This window comes from Flavobacterium sp. GSB-24 (assembly GCF_027924665.1).
Taxonomy (GTDB): domain Bacteria; phylum Bacteroidota; class Bacteroidia; order Flavobacteriales; family Flavobacteriaceae; genus Flavobacterium.
Genome location: NZ_AP027043.1, coordinates 3,679,699 through 3,700,270 on the forward strand (window position 1 = coordinate 3,679,699; position 20,572 = coordinate 3,700,270).

The window sequence follows — 20,572 nt, forward strand, 5'->3', positions numbered from 1 at the left end:
CTGCCTATGTAAAAAATAAATACATAAAAAAAGTGCCGAAATGCTGTAACATTGTCGACACTTTAAATTAAGTAAATCACTCTCTGTAAAGAGTAATTTATGATGTTTCTTAAAATACACTCGAATAGTATTAATCAAAACAAACCAAAATTATGAAAAAACCTGTTGTCAAGCAACGATTACTTCACCAAATCATGAAAATAACGCTGTTTCAGTTTGTGTTAGCACTTATATTTTCAAGTGTTACGATGGCAAATAATGTAAATGGGCAGAAAAAATTAGATACTAAAGTTACAATTACAGTCGAAAATCTAACTTTAGACAATGCCTTATCTAAAATTGAAAAGTCTGCTCATGTAAAATTTTCTTATAATTCTAGACTTCCTCAACTTTCTCAAAAAGTGAGTGTAGAGGCAAATCAAGAAACTTTGTCTAGTGTTTTAAGCAGAATACTAGTACCTTTTAATATTACTTTTTCTGAAGTGAGCAATCAAATTGTGCTTCAGAAAAATTCAGTTGGCTCTTTCTCAACTGCAAATAATCATGATTCTTTATTTGAACTTTTGACTTTTGGACCAATTATTAAAGGAAAAGTTACAGACCAAACTGGAAGTCCGCTTCCTGGAGCTACAGTTATGGCTAAAGGAACAAAGACTGCAGTTTTAACTGATTTTGATGGAAATTTCATTATCGAAATGCCGGCAAATGTAAACCGTATTGTTATTTCTTACGTTGGAATGGAAACTAAAGAAATTGGTATAGAAAATACTACACCAACTATTGTTTTAACAGAAGCAGGACAAAATCTTCAAGAAGTTGTAATTACAACTGGATATGAAAAAACTTCAAAAAGAACTTTTACTGGAGCGATCAGTAAAATTTCTGGAGCTGAATTAAAAGTTGATGGAGTAGTAGATGTGAGTAGAATGATTGAAGGAAAAGCTGCTGGGGTTACAGTACAAAACGTTACAGGTACTTTTGGTACTGCTCCGAAAATTACAGTTCGTGGATCTTCTTCAATTTTTGGAGATACAAAACCTTTATGGGTAATTGATGGTGTTGTTCAAGAAGATATTATCAATATTACTTTTGCTGATTTGGCTTCTGGAAATTCAGAAACTTTATTAAGCTCTTCTGTTGCAGGATTAAATGCAAACGATATTCAAAGTATTGAAATTCTTAAAGATGCATCCGCTACTTCAATCTATGGTTCAAGATCATTAAACGGAGTTGTAGTTGTTACTACAAAACAAGGTCGTAGAGATTCTCCATTAAAAGTAGCCTATAGCTTAGAGCAGACAGTAAGAAGTGTGCCAAGTTATACGCAATATGATATTTTGAATTCTCAAGAGTCAATGAGTATTTTTAAAGAAATGGAATCTAAAGGTTTCTTAGATTTACCTTCGACTGTTCAAGGAAGATACGGTGGAGTTTATAATATTCTTGGAAGAGCAATTAATACTTATGTTCCAGAAACTGGAGGATATTTAGTAAATAACGATCCTGTAAGCCGTAATAATTTCTTAAGAAAATATGAATTAGCCAATACTGATTGGTTTAAGGTTTTATTTAGACCATCTATTACACAAAATCACTCTTTGAGTTTTTCTGGAGGTGGAAAAAACAATACATTTTATGCCTCTTTAGGATACTATACAGATCCAGGATGGACTATTGCTGATGATGTAAAACAATTATCATCTAATATTAAAGGAACTTTCTATATCAATGACAGATTAAACCTGACATTATCTACTTTGGCTTCTATTAGAGATCAGGGAGCTCCTGGAACTTATGAAAGTCAAAAAGATCAAGTATTTGGTAAGGTTACTAGAGATTTCGATATCAACCCTTTTAGCTATGTTTTAAATACAAGCAGAACTTTAAGACCTTATGATGAAAATGGAAATTTAGAGTACTATAGAAATAACTGGGCTCCAATGAATATTATCAACGAATTGAAAACTAACTATTTAGATATTCAAGTAAAAGATATTCGTTTCCAATTAGATTTAGATTATAAAATTACACCGCATTTAACTTATAACTTAACAGGATCTGCTCGTTATGCAAACACAAGCAGAGAGCATAAAATTTTAGAAGGATCTAACGTTGTTGGTGCTTACAATGCAATGGAAACAACAATTGTAAGAGATGCAAATATCTTTTTATACAAAGATCCTAATGATTTAACTGCTCCAGCGGTTTCTGTTTTACCTAACGGAGGTTTCTTGAGAAAGTTTACAAATGACATGACTTCTTATAACATTAGAAACAGTGTTACTTATAGAAATACTTTTGCTGAAAAGCATGAATTAGAAGGTTTCTTTGGTACAGAATTACGTTCTGTGGATAGGAACAGCGATAATTTTACAGCAGCCGGACTTCAATATGACAGAGGTCTTACAGCATTTACTGATCCTAGATTAATTGAAAAAATCATTAATGAAGGAAATTCTTATTACGGATTTAATGAAGAGAGAGAGCGTACTGTAGGTTTCTTCGGTAAAGTGGGGTATACATTCGATCGTCGTTATACTGCTTCTGTAACAGGACGTTATGATGGTTCTAACAGACAAGGAAATAGTAACTCTTCTCGTTGGCTGCCAACTTACACTTTTAGTGGAAAATGGAATGTTTCTGAAGAAAAATTCATGAAAAATGTAAAAGCGATTAACAATTTAGCTTTAAGAGGTTCTTATGGATTAACTGCTACTGCTGGTCCAGCAACAAACTCTTTGGCTATTTATAAAAGCTTTATTTCTAACCGTTTAAATCTTGATGACAGAGAAACTGGTATCGAAATCGATCAATTACAAAATTCAGATTTAACTTGGGAAAAACAATTTGAAACTAACATTGGACTTGACTTAGGTATGTTTAATAATAGAGTTCAGTTTGTAACAGATGTTTACCGTCGTAAAGCATTTGATTTAGTTGATTACGTAATTACTTCAGGTATTGGAGGTCAAAGAATTAAACAAGGTAATAATGCAAACATGGAGACTAAAGGTCTTGAAGTTGGTATAACTACTCAAAACATTGTTTCTCGTGATTTTAAATGGTCAACGACACTTAATTTCTCAGTTTTCAATCAAGAAATTACCAAATTAGAAAACAAACCAACAGCTTTTGATTTAGTTGATGGTAACGGAGGGAATGCAATTGGCCACCCAAGAAACTCTATTTATTCGTATCAATTTACAGGTTTAAATAACCAAGGTCTTCCAACATTTGTTATGGCACCGGGTGAAACAGATAACATTACAGGAGCTAATTTCCAAGATAATGATAATGTTACCAATTACTTGAAATACGAAGGATCTATAGAGCCTAACAAATCAGTTGGTTTAGCAAATACATTTACTTATAAAAACTGGTCATTATACGTTTTCATCGTTGGATCAGGAGGAAATAAAGTTCGTTTAAATCCAATTTATGACAGCCAGTATGATGATTTAACTGTATTTACAAAAGATTTCACGAATCGTTGGATTAATCCAGGTGACGAAAATTATACAAATGTACCAGTTATTGCAGATAAAAGGTTAATTACAGATTATGGTGGACAAAATATGTTACAAAGAGCCTATAACACTTATAATTATTCTGATGTTAGAATTGCTGATGGTGATTTTGTAAGATTGAAAAATATCTCATTGAGTTGGGAGTTTCCAAAAGAATTCAAGAGTAAGTTAGGAGTAAGCACTTTTACATTAAAAGGTTCAGCAGTTAATCCTTGGTTGATTTATTCTGATAAAAAATTAAACGGCCAAGATCCTGAATTCCGTAATACAGGAGGAGTTGCATTTCCAATCACTTCTCAGTATACATTCACTTTAAATGTTTCATTATAATTAAGTTAATTATGAAAAATATAAAAATAGCACTTTCATTATTATTAGTAGTTTCTCTTAGCAGCTGTGATGAGTTCCTTTCAGAAACTCCAGATAATAGAACGCAAATAGATACTGCAGATAAAATATCGGAACTTTTGGTTAACGCATATCCAAATGGAGGAACCTATATGGACTTTGCTGAAACAATGACTGATAACGTTGGTGATGGGCAATTGGCTGAAACTTTGCCTAAAAATGAGCAAAACTACAATTGGGAAATGCAGAATGAGACAAACGTTGATACTCAGGCAAACTATTGGGATGCTTGTTACCGAGCAATTGCACATGCAAACAAAGCGCTTCAGGCTGTAAACGAGCAAGGAAGTCCTTCAAGTTTAAATCCTCAAAAAGGAGAAGCTTTGTTGGCTAGAGCTTATGCGCATTTTATGTTAGTTTCATTTTGGTCTCAAAGATACAATCCAGCTACGGCAGATAAAGATCTTGGAATTCCTTATGTAACTGAACCAGAAGAAGTGTTAATTAAAAAGTATACTAGAAATACAGTTAAAGAAGTTTTCGATTTTATACAAAAAGACCTTGAAGAAGGAATTAAATTAGTTGGAAACAATTATTCTGAGCCAAAATTTCACTTTACTAAAGAAGCTGCAAATGCCTTTGCAAGCCGTTTCTATTTGATAAAAGGAGATTGGGACAAGGTTCTTGAAGTTTCTGAAGGATTAGGTTCTAAGCCTGTTGGAAAATTAAGAAACTATTTAGCATTTACAGCTTTAGATCCAAATGTGCAATTTATTGAATATGCAAAAGCAGGAGAACCAGCAAACTTATTAGTAGTATCTGCTTATTCAATTTATGCGAGAGCATCAAGCAGAAATAGATTCTATTTAGCAGGGAACAAAAGTCCAGACATTTTTGGACAGGCAACTAATATATATGGAAAACTCTGGCTTTATAAAACATATTCATACAATAGTAGTATGACAGTTTTCTCGCCAAAGTTTAAAGAGTATTTTAAATATACAAACTTAACGGCTAACATTGGAGAGCCATATTTAGGAACTGTACTTTTATCTTACGACGAATTTTATTTAAATAGAATTGAAGCTCTTGTAATGAAAAATAGAATTGCAGAAGCAAATACAGAATTAGAATATTTCTTAGGCACAAGAACTACAGGCTATAATGCCGCAACAGATAAACTTACAGAAGCAAAAGTTGTAGCCAAATATCCAGTTATTGCAGATGAATATACTCCTTTTTATGAGATGACACCAGTTCAGACTTCTTACGTGAAAGCAATTGCTGAAACTAGAAGAAGAGATTTTATCCACGAAGGAATTAGATATTTTGACGTAAAACGTTTCAACATTGTTATAAGACATGAAACTTTCAATAAGCCAACAAATGTATTAGAGAAAGATGATAAACGTAGAGCAATACAAATTCCTCTAAGTGCATCAAGTAATGGAGTAGAGAAAAATCCTAGATAAAACTAAACTTAAAGTATTATGAAATTTGTAAATAAATATAAAAAGATAGCAGTATTTGTTGGGGTTTTAGCTTTAACGGCTTGTGCTCATGAAGATCAGCCAACAGAAAGCCAGTTAGATTACAACCAGCCAGCTAAAACAGATTTAGATAAATGGATTGATGCCAATTATCTTGTTCCATATAATATTAATGCGCAGTATAAATGGAATCAAAATACGGTTGATAATACAAGATATCTATTCCCTCCAACAATAGATAAAGTACAGCCGGCATTAGAAATTGTTAAACAAATTTGGCTGCAGAGTTATGCAACAATTGGAGGAGCAGATTTTGTTAAAAAAATTGCACCACGAGAAATTGTTTTGGTAGGTGGAGTAAATTCAAACTCAAACGGCACCAGAACACTTGGTATTGCTGAAGGCGGGCAAAGAATAACGCTTTTTGAAGTTGATAATATCAACAAGAAAAACCGTGCAATAGTTGCCGAATTTATTCATACCATTCAACACGAATACGTTCATATTTTAAATCAGACTAAACCTTTTGATGAGCAGGCTTGGGGAAAAATTACACCTTCAGGATATACTGCAACGTGGCATCTTGAAACAACTGCAGCATCTAGAGAGTTAGGTTTTATTACAAGCTATGCTAGATCAAATGTCGTTGAAGATTTTGCAGAAACTGCATCTATTATTTTAATTAGTACAAAAGCAGAATACGCTGCAATATTAGCAGGTATAACAAGTGCAAAAGCAAGAGCAGATATTCAAAGAAAAGAAGCAATTGTAGTTCAATATTTTAAAGATGCTTTTAATATGGACTTTTATGCATTAAGAGATGAAGCAGAAAAGAATACCACTTATGTAATTAATAATTAATTTGTTTCAACAATTATAAAACTTAAAAAAAGGTATTATGAAAATAAAAAATATATTCAAGTATGTAGTTGTTGCATTGCTTATAGTGCAGCTGACAGCTTGTACAAGTACAGAAGTTGAACAAAAGTTTGACAAAACTCCAACAGAGCGTTTAAATGCTCAAAAAAGCGAATTACAAGAAGTTTTGCTCACTTCTCCAGATGGCTGGAAAGCGGTTTATTTTACAGACGATAAACAACTTGGAGGCTTTACTCATTTATTCAAATTTACTCCTGATGGAAAAGTTGAAATGGCATCTGACTTTGATGCTACTACAACTTCAAAATTCACAAGTGAATACGATATTCAATTAGGAAGTACTGTAAGTTTAGTTTTTACAACTAAAAACAGAATTCATTTATTATCAGATTCAAGCCCACAATCTAATCCAACACCAGCTTTGCTTGGTAAAGGATATTTAGGAGATTTTCAGTTTTTATATTACGGACAAGAAAATGGACAGCTTATATTTAAAGCAAACAGAACTGCAGGTGATGGTACATCTAAAGAAATTCGTTTTGTAAAAGCAACTGCTCAGGATTGGACAGATCTTCCTAAAAACATTGATATGATTGCTAACGTTGTGGGTGCAAATACAAGACCATTGTTTAGATTATTTGAAACAAATGACGGAACAACTACACATCAATATGATTTTGCTTTTGCTACGAGATCAAGATTTGCAACTGCAAATTCTATTGAAGCTGGATCTACAGCTACAAACAATATGGGAATTGCATATACTCCAACAGGAATTGTAGTAAGCCCAGCTGTAGAAGTAGGGGGTCAGAAATTAACAGATTTTGTATACAATAGTACAGACGGAAGTTTTACAGCAACTGGAACAAATGGTGTAAGCGCTTCTATTAAATATAGTGCAAAACCATTAGTTCTTACTGATGATTATAAAAACTTAGTTGTTGGAAAACCACAGATGGTGTTCGGATACATTGCAGCAAACTTGTATACAGCTCCAACAAATTCATCTTATTTTAAAACACTTGTAGATAAAGTAAATGCAACATTACCTGCAAATCAATCTATTGCCAGAGTTCAAATTGTGTTTAATAATGTACCCAACGGGACATATATTCAGTATCAGTTTAATGGAGGAAAAGCTCAAATTGTTCATTGGTTAACTACAACAGAAGATGCAGTTAATAAAACTATAATTTTAAATGATGATGGCTGGAATACAACAGCAGCAAATTATGCTTTCTTAAAAGATATAGATAATGAATTAACCAATTCAAAAGGTCTGTATGTTAAAAAAGAAACTTTTAGAATTACATTTTCTAATACCATTTATACTTTTACAAGTGCAGCTAGTAACTTTAGAATGACAACTTATCAATTATAAAATTTTATTGTACTTAAAAAAAGCAGTTCCAGTTTACTGGACTGCTTTTTTAAATAAAACATAAAGAGGAGAAACGAAAAACTATTTGTTTAATGAGTTTAAATATTGGATTTATAATGAAAAAATACATTTCACCTCTTAATCTAATCTTTTTATTATGGGGTATCTTACTTCTCACTATTTCAGGATTTTTTAGAGATTATGTGAGATCTTACCTTTATTTATCGATTGCGATGGTTACACTATACATTATATTGGATGTTAGTAAACAAAGAAAAAATGATAAAGCTGAAAGAATTAAAAAGCTTTCAGAATCAGTAAACAGAATGATGATTATGGCTGTAGTTCTTATAATTATGTTCGCCATAACAAAGCAAAATCATATATAAGAATTTTAGTTTTATTTTTTTATTTTGGGAGAACAGCTCATTTATTGAGCTGTTTTTTTGTTTTATGAAGAAAGAAAAATCTAAGCCAATTTTTGTATTACAAATTTTATTAAACGCCCAAATAATCTATATTTGTATTTCAAAAAATAAAAACGAATACCTTAATATGAAATTACTAGAAGGAAAAGTTGCAATAATTACTGGTGCAAGCCGTGGAATCGGAAAAGGAATTGCTGAAGTTTTTGCTAAACATGGAGCAAACGTTGCTTTTACATACAGCTCATCTGCAGCTTCTGCAGAAGCATTAGAAGCAGAACTAAATAGTTTAGGCGTTAAAGCAAAAGGTTATCAATCTAATGCAGCAGATTTTAATGAGGCTCAAACTTTTGTAGATGCTGTTTTAGCAGATTTTGGAACTGTAGATATCTTAATCAACAATGCCGGAATCACAAAAGACAATTTGTTAATGCGTATGTCCGAGGCAGATTTCGACCAAGTAATTGATGTAAACTTGAAATCGGTTTTTAATATGACAAAAGCGATTCAAAAAACTTTCTTGAAACAAAGAGCAGGTTCAATCATCAACATTAGTTCTGTAGTTGGAGTTTCTGGAAACGCTGGACAAACAAATTATGCCGCTTCTAAAGCTGGTGCAATTGGTTTTACTAAATCTGTAGCTCTAGAATTAGGTTCTCGTAACATTCGCTGCAACGCAATCGCGCCAGGATTTATTGAAACTGAAATGACTGCAAAATTATCTGAAGATGTAGTAAAAGGATGGAGAGAAGGTATTCCGTTGAAACGTGGAGGAAGCCCAGAAGATGTAGCAAATGCTTGTCTTTTCTTAGCTTCAGACATGAGCGGTTATATTACTGGACAAGTTCTTAATGTTTGCGGAGGAATGTTAACCTAAGGTACTGTGGTACTAAGTTACAAAGGTTCAAAGGTTTTAGTATTCAGTCTATTCTGATTCTAGGATAATACTGAACACTTTAGTCAAAAAAAATGACTTTTTTAAATCTGACGACCGTAAACTGTTACTGAATACTAAATAAATATGACGACAAACACGATTCTTTTATTATTGCTTTCTTTAGTAATTGCTGGTGGTTTATCGTACTTTCAATATTTTTATAAAGCCAAAAGTAAATCCAATGTGGTTATACTTTTGGCTTTTTTACGTTTCCTTGCCATTTTTGGGCTATTGGTTTTACTCATAAATCCAATAATTTCTAAGAGTTCGCTGGAAATAACAAAAACGCCTTTAGCAATTGTTGTAGATAATTCGAGTTCTATTGCAGCTTTAAAGTCAGATAAAAAGGCGGTTGAACTTTATCAAAAATTAATTTCAAACCCTGCATTAAAAGAAAAGTTTGAAATTCAATCCTATCAATTTGATAACAATTTTAAAACTTCAGATAAATTTGATTTTAAAGGAAATCAAACCAATTTAGACGAAGCAGCAAAGAACTTAAAAAGTATCAATAAAAATCTGATTTTCCCAACGGTCATAATTACCGACGGAAATCAAACTACAGGAAATGATTATGTATATCGTTTTGATCCTGTTAATAAAGTTTATCCTTTAGTTGTGGGAGATACAACTACATTTTTTGATTTAAAAATCAATCAGCTTAACGTAAACAAATACGCTTTTCATAAAAATAAATTTCCTGTCGAAGTTTTTCTTCAATATGCAGGCAACAAAGCTGCGAATGCAGAATTTACCATTTCACAGGGAAATACAATTGTAGCAAAAGAGAAACTTTCATTTTCTCCTTCAAAAAAAACAGCTTCTTTAAACTTGCTTTTGCCAGCAGATAAAGTAGGATTGCAGATTTATAAAGCCAGCATTCAATCTTCTTCAAAAGAAAAAAATAGCTACAACAATATCAAAAATTTTGCAGTCGAAATAATAGATCAAAAGTCAACTATTGCAATTGTTTCGGCTATAAATCATCCAGATATTGCAGCTTTAAAACGTTCGATCGAGGTTAATGCTCAGCGTAAAGTAATATTAGTTAAGCCAAATCAAATTAGTGAGTTACAAGATATTTCGGTTTTGGTTTTATATCAGCCAACAACGGCTTTTAAATCAATTTTTGATAATAATAAATTAGCATCAACAAACACGTTTATTATAACAGGAAATAACACAGATTTTAATTTCTTAAACCAGCAGCAGAATAATTTAATCTTTAAAATGAGTAATCAAAGAGAAGATTTTCTCTGCGAATTCAAACCAGACTTTAACTTATTTGCAATTGATAATATTGGTTTTGAAAATTTTCCGCCTTTACAGAATTTGTTCGGAAATATTAGTACAAACGGAAATGTGTCTGTTTTACTTTCATCAAAAATTAGAAACGTTTCTACAAATGCACCATTATTGGCTTTCGCCGAAAATCAAGGAAAAAGAACAGCTTTTCTTTTAGGGGAAAACAGCTGGAAATGGCGTTTGCAAAGTCATGTCGATAATCAGTCATTTGAAAAATATGATGTTTTTATTGATAAAATAATTCAATATTTAGCCTCAACAACTTCCAAGAAATCTTTGGTTGTAACGCACGAAAGTTTTTACAATTCTGGAGAAGAGATTATTATCAATGCGCAATATTTCAATAAAAATTATGAGTTTGACGAAAAAGCCAGACTTACCATAAGTGTTGTAAATGCTGCGACCAAACAGACAAAAAACTACGATTTATTGAAAGGAAGTAATTCTTTTTCAGCTAATTTAGAAGGACTTCCAGCAGGAAAATATAATTTTACGGTAAAAGAATTAAACTCAAATACATCGTATTCAAGTCATTTCGAGATTCTAGATTTTGATATCGAAAAACAATTTGTAAATCCAGATGTTCAAAAGTTACAGCAACTAGCACAGCAAACTGGAGGAAAAGCCTTTTTTGAAAATCAAGCTGATAATTTGATTAACACACTTTTAGAGAATAACGAATACAAATCAATCGAAAAAAACATTTCTACTAAAACTCCAATTATTGACTGGGTTTGGTTATTAATTTTGATTGCCGTTTTATTGACTACAGAATGGTTTGTAAGGAAGTATAATGGCTATTTGTAAGAAAATACTATCTTTGCAATTAATTAAGAATAATAATTAATTATGACTCAATTTTCTAAATCTCATAATCTTGTTAACGATGTTGTTTTTACTAAATTTAAAACTCAACTTGAAAATAATGGAATAAATATAAATTCTGTTGACGAAGAAGATTTTATTTATATAGCTATTGATGGATCTGAATTAAAAATTAGTTTAGAAAATGTAAGGCGTAATTATGAAAGAGATTCTGATGATAAGCATATTTCTGATTTAGTCGAAGTAATTGTTTCACATTCTTCTAAACCACTAAAATGGGGAGATATAAAGAATAATGTTTATATTCAATTAGTTCCAAAAGATTTTGAGTTTGAGAACTTGATACATGAAAAGGTAACAAATGAATTTAGTAAAGTTTTTATAATAAACTCAGATACTAGTTTTTCATTTATTACTGAGGATGATTTAATAGATTGGAAATTAGACTTAAGTGAATTAAAAAGGCAAGTAGATTTAAATTTGGATCTTCTTTTAAGCAAAATTGAAATTGAAGTTGAAGATGTCCATAATCACAAACTAGGAATGATTAATATTCCAGATATTTGGTTAAAAAGCTCTTGTCTCTTTTCGTTAAAGATTAAGAATAAGGTTGAAGATAATATCGGTTTTCCATTTTATGCTGTTATCCCAGTGAGAGACTTTTGTTATATTTTTGGAGAAGAAGATTTTAAATATTTTTCTGAATGCCTTGGCTCTGTTGTACTTGACGAATATGAGAAATCAGGCTATCCAATTACGACTGAAATCTTAAAATTTTCAGAGACAGGGGTTGAAGCAATTGGAAAATATTAATTATAATTATGGACTTCAGGCTAAAAGTTTTCTACACCGTTGCGCTCCGCCTTAATTTTACTAAAGCGGCAACAGAATTGTATATTACACAGCCAGCAGTTTCCAAACATATTCAAGAACTCGAAGAAACCTACAAAACCAAACTTTTTGAACGAAACGGTTCTAAAATAGCCTTAACACCAGCTGGGAAAACTCTATTAAAATACACTAAAAGTATTTTTGATATTTACCGAGAAATTGACTTTGAAATGAGTTCATTCAATAAAGAACGTCAAGGTTTATTAAGGTTAGGAGCAAGTACGACAATTTCGCAATACATAATTTCTCCAATTTTAGCTAGTTTTCATCAAAAGCAAAAAGACATAAAAGTCAATCTACTGAATGGAAATACTGAACAAATCGAAAACGCCTTAATCAATAAAGAAATTGAAATTGGAATTGTTGAAGGACAGTCTAAAAATCAATCCATAAAATACATTCCGTTTTTAAAAGACGAATTGGTTTTGGTCTGCAATAGTAAAAATCCGTTAGTGAAGCAAAATGAAATTTCAGTAAACGATTTAATATCAATGAAATTTATAACTCGCGAACGTGGATCTGGAACACTTGAAGTTATAGAATTTGCATTGAAAAAAGCAGGTTTAAAATTTTCAGATTTACAAATCGAAATGCAGTTAGGAAGTACAGAAAGTATAAAATTGTATTTATTAAACTCTGATTGTTTTGCATTTATGTCCATTCATGCCGTAAATAAAGAATTACTAAACAAAGAATTAATAGTTTTAGATATCGAAAAATTAGCAATAGAAAGATTCTTTTATATCATTACTTTAGTAGGGAAATCAGATTCGTTATCAGAATTGTTCATTCAAAATATAGCTTCTCATTATAACTTAAAGTTATAGTCGATTGCAATTTACGATTGGTATTTATGGTTTAAACGACAGAACTTTGCAATATAAATATCAATTACTTTATTTTGAAAACAAAACAACATACAACAGCACAATTATTTGAAATTAATCATTCGTTACAGCAGGTGCTTTTTGTTGCAGTGATTTTGTTGTGTTTATTTTCAATCATTTCTCCGCCAATCGCACTTTTACTAGGAGTACTAATTGTAAATGTTTTCGGAAATCCATTCGTTCAATTCAATCATAAAGCAATCACATTTTTACTGCAGTTTTCAGTTGTGGGTTTAGGTTTCGGAATGAACGCCCATAGCGCAGTTTCAGCAGGAAAAGAAGGTTTTATTCTAACCGTTTTTTCAATTTTCAGTACTTTAATTTTTGGTTTTTTAATTGGTAAATGGTTGCAAACAGACAAGAAAACATCCCATTTAATTTCTTGCGGAACAGCAATTTGCGGAGGAAGTGCAATCGCGGCTATTGCGCCAGTAATTAAATCAAACGAAAATCAGACTTCAATTGCTTTGGGAGTAGTTTTTATACTGAATTCAATTGCCTTATTTGTTTTTCCATTTATTGGGCATCAATTAGATTTATCCCAAAAAGATTTCGGACTTTGGTGTGCAATTGCAATTCACGATACCAGTTCGGTTGTTGGGGCTTCTAATAAATACGGAGCAGAAGCTTTACAGGTGGCAACAACAGTAAAATTAGCAAGAGCTTTGTGGATTATTCCGATATCGCTTTTAACAGCTTTTGTTTTTAATAAGCAATCCAGAAGCTTTGGAACAAAAATAAAAATCCCTTATTTTATTGGGTTATTTATTGTGGCTATGCTTGTAAACACATATTTGCCATCTACAAATACTTTCACCACACATATAGTTGGCGTAGCTAAAATTGGTTTAACAATTACTTTATTCTTAATTGGTGCAACTCTAAATTTCTCTACTTTAAAAGCAGTAGGAGTAAAGCCTTTATTACAGGGAGTTTTTCTTTGGATCTTTATAGCTGTTTTAGCTTTAGTCTCAATTATTTACTTGAGTTAAAGCTATTTTACATTTGAAAATTTGACAGTTGGTTTGTCTATCATCTTATAAAATTTTCCTTTAAAAGAAAAACGTCTTTCAATTTCAAAATCAAACTGTTTTTTAGTTTTGGCCATTTCAGCTATTTCTACAGGAAGTGTTGCTTCAAATTCATCTTCGACTTTTGCGTCTTTATTATAAGAACCGTTGGTTTTTACTATAATATCTCTAAAATGTTTTTTAGCAGCATCGTCAACAACTTTATAAGAACCAGTCCATTTTATGCTTGCAACATTGGTTAATTGATACTCATTAACTTCCATTATAGGTTGATATTTACCATCAAAGCCAGCCACAAGATACAGATAGCCTTCATACGGGCCACCGGCACCGCCATTAATATGCGAAATAGTAAAAGCAAATTGATCTTCTCCAATTTGTAAAAGTTTTGGAGTAGGACATTGTGCAAAAGCTCCAAAAGCAGCAACACCAGGCTGAAAAGATTTCATTTCCCAGACGTTACCATTTTTAACGAATTTTGCTAAACCTAACAAACCGCCGGAAAAACGTCCAGTTTGTAAGCCATCTTCATCATGAACAGAATGATTAAAAGCCAATATTTTAAATTGATTTCCTTTAGAATCTGCATAGTCAATATTAGCAAGAAGTCTTGTAGCTACGCCATTTGAATAAGGGAACATTTGATCGCCTTCTACACCATTTACATCTACAAAAGGAGCAGGTTTACAAGTTTTGCAGGTCCAGCTTACAAATGTATTTTTCTCTTTAAGATGATATAATTTACCAGGAAACAATTTTTGCATTATTCTTTCTGCATTAAAAGGATCAGAAAATCTAACTGTTCTTTTTGAATTTAAGATACTATCACTAACATTTTTTGGTTTGATTTCGTTCTCCTGAGCAAAGCAAACAGTCGATAAAAAGAAAATTATATTTAGAAAAGTAAAGCGCATGGTTTTAAGGTTTAGTCCATTAACAAACTTACGAAAGAAAATCTTTATACATGAACTTATGTTAGTTATATGGTGTAAAAATTTCAAAAAATTAAATTTACATAATCTTAGACGGTTATACTTTGAATTATCCATAAATAAGGTAAATTTGCACCTCTAAATACAAAAACAAAAATGAAAAACTTCAAATCTAAACCAAGATTAATTGCGTTCTGTGCTTTAATCATTGGGTTTTTTACTTTATCCTGGGGAATTGTAGGTCACGAAAGAATCAACAAAGCAGCTGTAATGGCATTGCCGCATCCACTTCAGGTTTTCTTTTACAATCATATTGATTTTATTACACAAGAAGCTTCAGTTCCAGATATTCGTAAATATGCTTTAAGTTATAAAGATGAAGGTCCAAGGCATTATTTCGATATGGAAAACTTTGGTCCAGCTGATAGTTATCCGCAAACTTTAGAAGAAGCAAAGAAAAAATATGACGCTAAATTTTTAAGCGATAACGGAATTTTACCTTGGTATATTGAAGATATGATGGCAAAATTGACTAAAGCTTTTAAAGATAAAAATAGAGCAGAGATCTTATTTTTGGCGGCAGATTTGGGGCATTACATTGGCGATGCGCACATGCCATTGCATACTTCTGCAAATCATGACGGGCAATTAAGCGATCAAAAAGGAATTCATTCTCTTTGGGAGAGCAGGCTTCCAGAGTTATTTGCTAAGAATTATAAATTAAATGTTCCTTATGCGCATCATTATGATGATGTCCACAAAGCAATTTGGGATATGATAAATGATACACACAGTTTAGCACAGCCTTTATTGGATATTGATAAAAAATTAAGAACAGCTACACCAGAAAACCAAGTTTTTAAAATGGATGCCGATGGTAAAGTTTTGAAAAGTAAATATAATACAGCTGTTTTTGCTGATGAATATGCTAAAAAACTACACGATCAGCTAAACGGAATGGTAGAAAGTCAAATGAAAAAGGCGATTACAGCAACCGCAAGTTTTTGGTATACTGCTTGGGTAGATGCTGGAAAACCAGATTTGAGTGATTTAGATTCGCCAGAAGTGACAAAAAGAAACAGTAAAGCTTTAAAAGAAGATTGGGAACTTTATCAAAAAGGAGATTTATTCGGATTGAAAAACCAAAATGATTAATTAAGGTTTCAAGTTGAACCAAAACATAAAAAAAAAGCCTCAGGTTGTTGAACTTGAGGCTTTTTTTTAAATGTATTTTATCGAACCTTTGCATATAATTTAGCATTCTTAAAAGTTAAACCTAAATCTTTAAGCTGGTACTCTTTTTTCTTTAAAACGTAAGAAGCAGCTTGATAATAAGAAATTGTTTCGTTGGTCAATTCCGTATTTTCAGATTTTAGTGGGATTTCATCGTAGTGAATCTGAAATTCAGGTGCAATGCCGGCTTTTGGGTTAAGTTTTAATTGAAATTGTTTTATCTGTTGTTTTGGAGATAAAATTGTCAAAACATTGTCTTTTATAAAACCTAAATCTTGATAAGTGGCAATAAAAGCCCTAGGCTGATAATCTGGTTTTAAAACATCCTGCCCGAAAAATTTACTTTTATAATCAAAATTTAACAGCCCAAATAATGTTGGCATAATATCAATTTGAGACATTAATTTGGTGTATTTCTCAGGTTTACTATCTGGAGCATAAATTAAAGCTGGAATTCTGTATTTGTCTAACGGAAGTTGTGTTTTTCCGGCACTCGAAGCACAATGATCGGCAACAATAACAAAAACAGTATTGTTGAACCAAGGCTGTTCTTTAGCTTTGTTGAAAAACTGGCGAAGCGCATAATCGGTATATTTTACGCCGCCGTCGCGAGATTTTATATTTCCTGGAATATCAATTTTATTGTTCGGATATGTAAACGGCCTGTGATTACTTACCGTCATGATATGATTGAAAAAAGGTTTATTCTGCTGTGCTTCAGCGTTCATAACCTTTATAGCTTTGTTGTACATGTCTTCATCGCAGACTCCCCATACATTCGAAAAAGTAATTTCATTTTCAGAAAAGTTAGATTTATCAATAATCTGATAACCGTTTCCAGAATAGAAGTCCTGCATATTATCGAAAAAAGCATCTCCGCCGTACATGAATTTTACGTTGTAACCTTTTTTAAGAAAAACAGAACCAGTAGAAAATTTGTTTTTATTGTCTTCTCTTTTCACAACACTCTCTCCAGCAGTAGGAGGCAAGCATAAAGTTACAGCTTCAAGACCTCGTACCGTTCTGTTTCCTGCAGCATATACATTGGTAAATAATAAACTTTTCTGTGCTAAACTATCTAAAAATGGCGTGATATTCTCTTGGTTTCCGTACATTTTCATGAAATCGGCACTTAAACTTTCAACCGTAATTAAAACTACATTTTTATGTTTTTCGATAGAATCATTATTGATTTCACGTAAAGTATTTTCTCCAGTAATTGTCGGAAATTGTTCTTTTAAAAGTGCAAAAGCTTTTTCGTTCGAAATTGTTTTATAAAATTTAAAATAATCAAGTTTGTTATTCTGAAAAGCCAAGTAAAACTTATAAATCCCGTTAGATTGTAACTCGTTAACAAATAAATTTTTTGAATTTTCCGTTTTAGCTAGGCTTGGAATTGCAAATAAAGAAGCTGCAAATAGTGCTCCGTAAATAGCTGTAATTTTAAGTTTTTCGTTGAAGTTTGGAATTTCATCAATATAATTTCGGGAGTTCTTTATAATAAAAAATGTAATAATTCCAGTAATAATAAATAATCCCGAAAATATAGGAATTACAGGATAAGACTGCATAATGTTTCCTATAACTTCATTAGTGTAAATGAGGTAATTAACAGCAATAAAATTGTACTTAACTCCAAATTCATTCCAAAAGAAAAACTCACTTATCGCATTTTGAAGGATCAATAAAACGTATAAAAAAATTACAAATGCAAAAAGCCAGAATCTAATTTTGGTGCGATATTTTGGTAAGAATAAAAACAGGGCAAATAAAGTCGTTTTAATCGCCACAAAAATTAAAACAATTTTTGGTAAAGCACCGCCGTATTCATCAAAAATACTTTTTCCAGAAGCTATATAAATTAAAAAAGAAGCGAAACCCGCGAGAATAAAATATCCGTAAGGTTTATTGTATTTTGAATTGGAGATAAAAATAAGATACAGCCAAAGGAAAATTGAAGCTATTACAAATACAAAAAAATCTGAAATTAAGCCTAAGGTAAAGATTTTGAGGCTTTCAGCGAATGTAAAAGAGCTTTGTGTAATTGGGTGAAAAAAAAGGACAATTCTGAGTATCAAACTTACAATAAAGTACAATACGGCAAGATTGTAAAAAGGCGAAAGTTTTTTGGAAAAAGTCATCTAATTATTTTTTTACAAAATTACTTTCGATTGATTAACGCCAGATTAAGTTAGACTTTTACCTTACTTAACGTTATCTTAAAGTTCGCTTAAGATATTGGTTTTCTTAATACTTTGACATTTTGGCTTATTTCTGATTTGGAAATATCCTATCTTTGATGTAGAAAAATTAAATTCGGATCTTAAATTAAACACGATAGATGCATATTTTAATAGTTGAAGACGAATTAGGGATTGTTCAGTTTTTAAAACAAGGCCTACAAGAAGAAGGTTATCAGGTAACGACCGCAAATGATGGTTCTAAGGGCTTCGAATTGGCTCATGAACAAAAGTTTGATTTGATTCTTTTAGATTGGATGCTTCCAAAAATTAACGGACTTGATCTCTGCAAAGCGATTAGGGTTAAAGATCAAACGACGCCAATTATTTTTTTAACCGCAAAAGATACTGTTCAGGAAACAATAGAAGGTTTAAAAGCTGGAGCAAATGACTATATCAAAAAGCCGTTTAGTTTTGAGGAATTGGCAGAGCGTATTAAAGTTCATTTTAGAAATAAAAAACAAACCGAAATATTAACTCTCGGAACTATCCGAATGGATTTGTCTAAGCATATTGTTTTAAAAGATCAAGAAGAGATTTCGTTAACGCAGAGAGAATTCGAATTATTAACATATTTAATTCAGCATAAAGGAAAAGTCTGTACAAGAAATCAGATTTTAAGGGATGTATGGGATATAAATTTTGAATATGACACTGGTGTAATTGATGTTTTTATGAATGCCATTCGGAAAAAACTGAAACTTAAAATTGAAGAAGATTATATAAAAACTATCCGTGGCGTTGGTTATATAGCCAATGATTGAAAAATGACATCATTATCCTTTAAAAATAGAATTGCGTTAAATTATATTTTAACAACAGGACTGCTGGTCCTGGTTGCGTTCTCAGCTATTTATTTTATTGTAAAACTCACTGTTTACAACCATATTGATGAAAATCTGAACATTGAAATTCAGGATCACTTAAAAGAAATCAAGATTGAAAACAAAAAAGTGGTTTTGATGGATGCTGAAGAATGGGAGGAAAGAGAACATAATTCTGTTGATGTAAATCCTGTTTTTGTTCAGTTTTTGGATTTGAATAAAAAAATAATCGAAAAGTCTCCTAATTTAAAGAATGAAAAATTAGTTTTTCATGAAAACAAAGAACATTTTCAGCTTTTTGACACCAAATTATTAGGAAATAAAATTCGTCAAATTCAAGTTCCACTTCACATAAAAACTAAGAAAATAGGCTATTTAATTATTGCAATGTCACTTTCAGATTCTTCAAAAGTGCTGGAAAATTTGTTAGATACCTTATTGATTGCTTTTCCGATAATCCTTTTATTGTTATTCTTTCTTGCTCGATTTTTTGCAGGACGAAGTATAAAACCCATAAATGACATTATTTACACTTCTAGGGTTATTACAAAAGACAATCTAAAAACAAGAATTCCGCTTCCGAAAACTAGAGACGAACTTTTTACACTTTCTAAAACCATAAATAATTTATTAGACCGAATTGAAGATGCAATCGAACGCGAAAAACAATTTACATCAGACGCCTCGCACGAATTAAGAACACCTTTAACAGTTATTAAAGGAACACTTGAAGTATTAGTACGTAAACCTCGTGACAGTAAAGAATATGAAGAAAAAATTAATTACTGTATTAATGAAGTAGATCACTTAAATTCTCTTGTGGATCAGTTACTTTTAATGGCGCGTTTTGAAAATCAAAAGCAAAATATCAATAGGGAAAATGTGTATTTAAATGCAGTCATTTTAGATGTTCTAACTTTGAATGCAGAGAAAATTAAATCTCGAAATATCAATGTAATATTAGATGCTCCTGAAGAATTTTATACCTATTCTGATAATTATTTAGTAGTAACCATTCTCCGAAATATTATTTCGAATGCAGTAAAATATTCTAATAATGATAGTCAAATTAGAATTTCGTTATCCAGAGAAAATCACAAGATTATCTGTAATATTTCAGATCAAGGAATTGGAATTGCGAAAGAAGATTTAGAATCCATTTTGAATCCGTTTTTTAGATCAGATTCCTTAAATCATTCTGAAATTAAAGGAACAGGTTTAGGTTTGTTTATCGTAAAAAGAATGACAGATCTGCTTCAAATTAAATTTAAAATTGAAAGTGAAATCGGCAAAGGAACTCAGGTTTTATTGACTTTTGAGGAATATGAAGATCCGTTAAAGTAATTTTAAAATTATTAACTATAAAGCTCTTCAGAATGTTTTTTAACAATAAACTGTAGTTAAGTTAAAATAAAAA

General features: G+C 31.4%; 14 protein-coding genes. 12 read left to right on the forward strand and 2 right to left on the reverse strand.

Features of this window, described 5'->3' with window-relative positions:
- The first annotated feature begins 152 nt into the window (after positions 1-152).
- From QMG60_RS15940 to QMG60_RS15980, 9 genes are all read left to right on the forward strand, one after another.
- A complete protein-coding gene (locus QMG60_RS15940) occupies positions 153-3,857 on the forward strand; it encodes a SusC/RagA family TonB-linked outer membrane protein (protein ID WP_281865617.1) in 3,705 nt (1,234 codons plus the stop codon).
- A gap of 11 nt (positions 3,858-3,868) precedes the next feature.
- Positions 3,869-5,347: a RagB/SusD family nutrient uptake outer membrane protein gene (locus QMG60_RS15945; protein WP_281865618.1), complete on the forward strand. Its 1,479-nt coding sequence runs from the start codon at positions 3,869-3,871 to the stop codon at positions 5,345-5,347.
- 18 nt (positions 5,348-5,365) lie between these two features.
- Positions 5,366-6,226 (forward strand): putative zinc-binding metallopeptidase, encoded by an 861-nt coding sequence (locus tag QMG60_RS15950; protein ID WP_057118021.1) that lies wholly within the window; start codon positions 5,366-5,368, stop codon positions 6,224-6,226.
- A gap of 37 nt (positions 6,227-6,263) precedes the next feature.
- The gene (locus QMG60_RS15955; protein WP_134141320.1) at positions 6,264-7,625 is read left to right on the forward strand and encodes a DUF4302 domain-containing protein; all 1,362 of its coding nucleotides are present in this window, start codon (positions 6,264-6,266) and stop codon (positions 7,623-7,625) included.
- A 555-nt stretch (positions 7,626-8,180) separates the two neighbouring features.
- A complete protein-coding gene (gene fabG / locus QMG60_RS15960) occupies positions 8,181-8,927 on the forward strand; it encodes a 3-oxoacyl-[acyl-carrier-protein] reductase (RefSeq protein WP_057119779.1) in 747 nt (248 codons plus the stop codon).
- 144 nt (positions 8,928-9,071) lie between these two features.
- Positions 9,072-11,099, forward strand: a complete 2,028-nt coding sequence (locus tag QMG60_RS15965; RefSeq protein WP_281865619.1) for a hypothetical protein — start codon at positions 9,072-9,074, stop codon at positions 11,097-11,099.
- 42 nt (positions 11,100-11,141) lie between these two features.
- Positions 11,142-11,930 (forward strand): hypothetical protein, encoded by a 789-nt coding sequence (locus QMG60_RS15970; protein ID WP_281865620.1) that lies wholly within the window; start codon positions 11,142-11,144, stop codon positions 11,928-11,930.
- An 8-nt stretch (positions 11,931-11,938) separates the two neighbouring features.
- On the forward strand, positions 11,939-12,835 hold the full coding sequence (locus QMG60_RS15975) for a LysR family transcriptional regulator (RefSeq protein ID WP_281865621.1): 897 nt from the start codon (positions 11,939-11,941) through the stop codon (positions 12,833-12,835).
- Between the two features lie 74 nt (positions 12,836-12,909).
- Positions 12,910-13,887 (forward strand): putative sulfate exporter family transporter, encoded by a 978-nt coding sequence (locus QMG60_RS15980; RefSeq protein ID WP_281865622.1) that lies wholly within the window; start codon positions 12,910-12,912, stop codon positions 13,885-13,887.
- A gap of 2 nt (positions 13,888-13,889) precedes the next feature.
- Here the strand turns inward: QMG60_RS15980 and QMG60_RS15985 are convergent, their stop codons facing one another.
- Positions 13,890-14,840 (reverse strand): glycoside hydrolase family 68 protein, encoded by a 951-nt coding sequence (locus QMG60_RS15985; protein ID WP_281865623.1) that lies wholly within the window; start codon positions 14,838-14,840, stop codon positions 13,890-13,892.
- A gap of 174 nt (positions 14,841-15,014) precedes the next feature.
- On the opposite strand from QMG60_RS15985, the gene QMG60_RS15990 reads away from it, so the two are divergent.
- Positions 15,015-16,013 (forward strand): zinc dependent phospholipase C family protein, encoded by a 999-nt coding sequence (locus tag QMG60_RS15990; protein WP_281865624.1) that lies wholly within the window; start codon positions 15,015-15,017, stop codon positions 16,011-16,013.
- Between the two features lie 77 nt (positions 16,014-16,090).
- Here the strand turns inward: QMG60_RS15990 and QMG60_RS15995 are convergent, their stop codons facing one another.
- Positions 16,091-18,232 (reverse strand): alkaline phosphatase family protein, encoded by a 2,142-nt coding sequence (locus QMG60_RS15995; protein ID WP_281865625.1) that lies wholly within the window; start codon positions 18,230-18,232, stop codon positions 16,091-16,093.
- A 200-nt stretch (positions 18,233-18,432) separates the two neighbouring features.
- Here QMG60_RS15995 and QMG60_RS16000 point away from each other — a divergent pair, with 200 nt between their 5' ends.
- Together QMG60_RS16000 and QMG60_RS16005 are read left to right on the forward strand one after the other, a co-directional pair.
- Positions 18,433-19,095, forward strand: coding sequence for a response regulator transcription factor (locus QMG60_RS16000; protein ID WP_281865626.1), 663 nt, complete (start codon positions 18,433-18,435; stop codon positions 19,093-19,095).
- A gap of 3 nt (positions 19,096-19,098) precedes the next feature.
- Positions 19,099-20,499, forward strand: a complete 1,401-nt coding sequence (locus QMG60_RS16005; RefSeq protein WP_134141312.1) for a HAMP domain-containing sensor histidine kinase — start codon at positions 19,099-19,101, stop codon at positions 20,497-20,499.
- Positions 20,500-20,572: the final 73 nt, after the last annotated feature.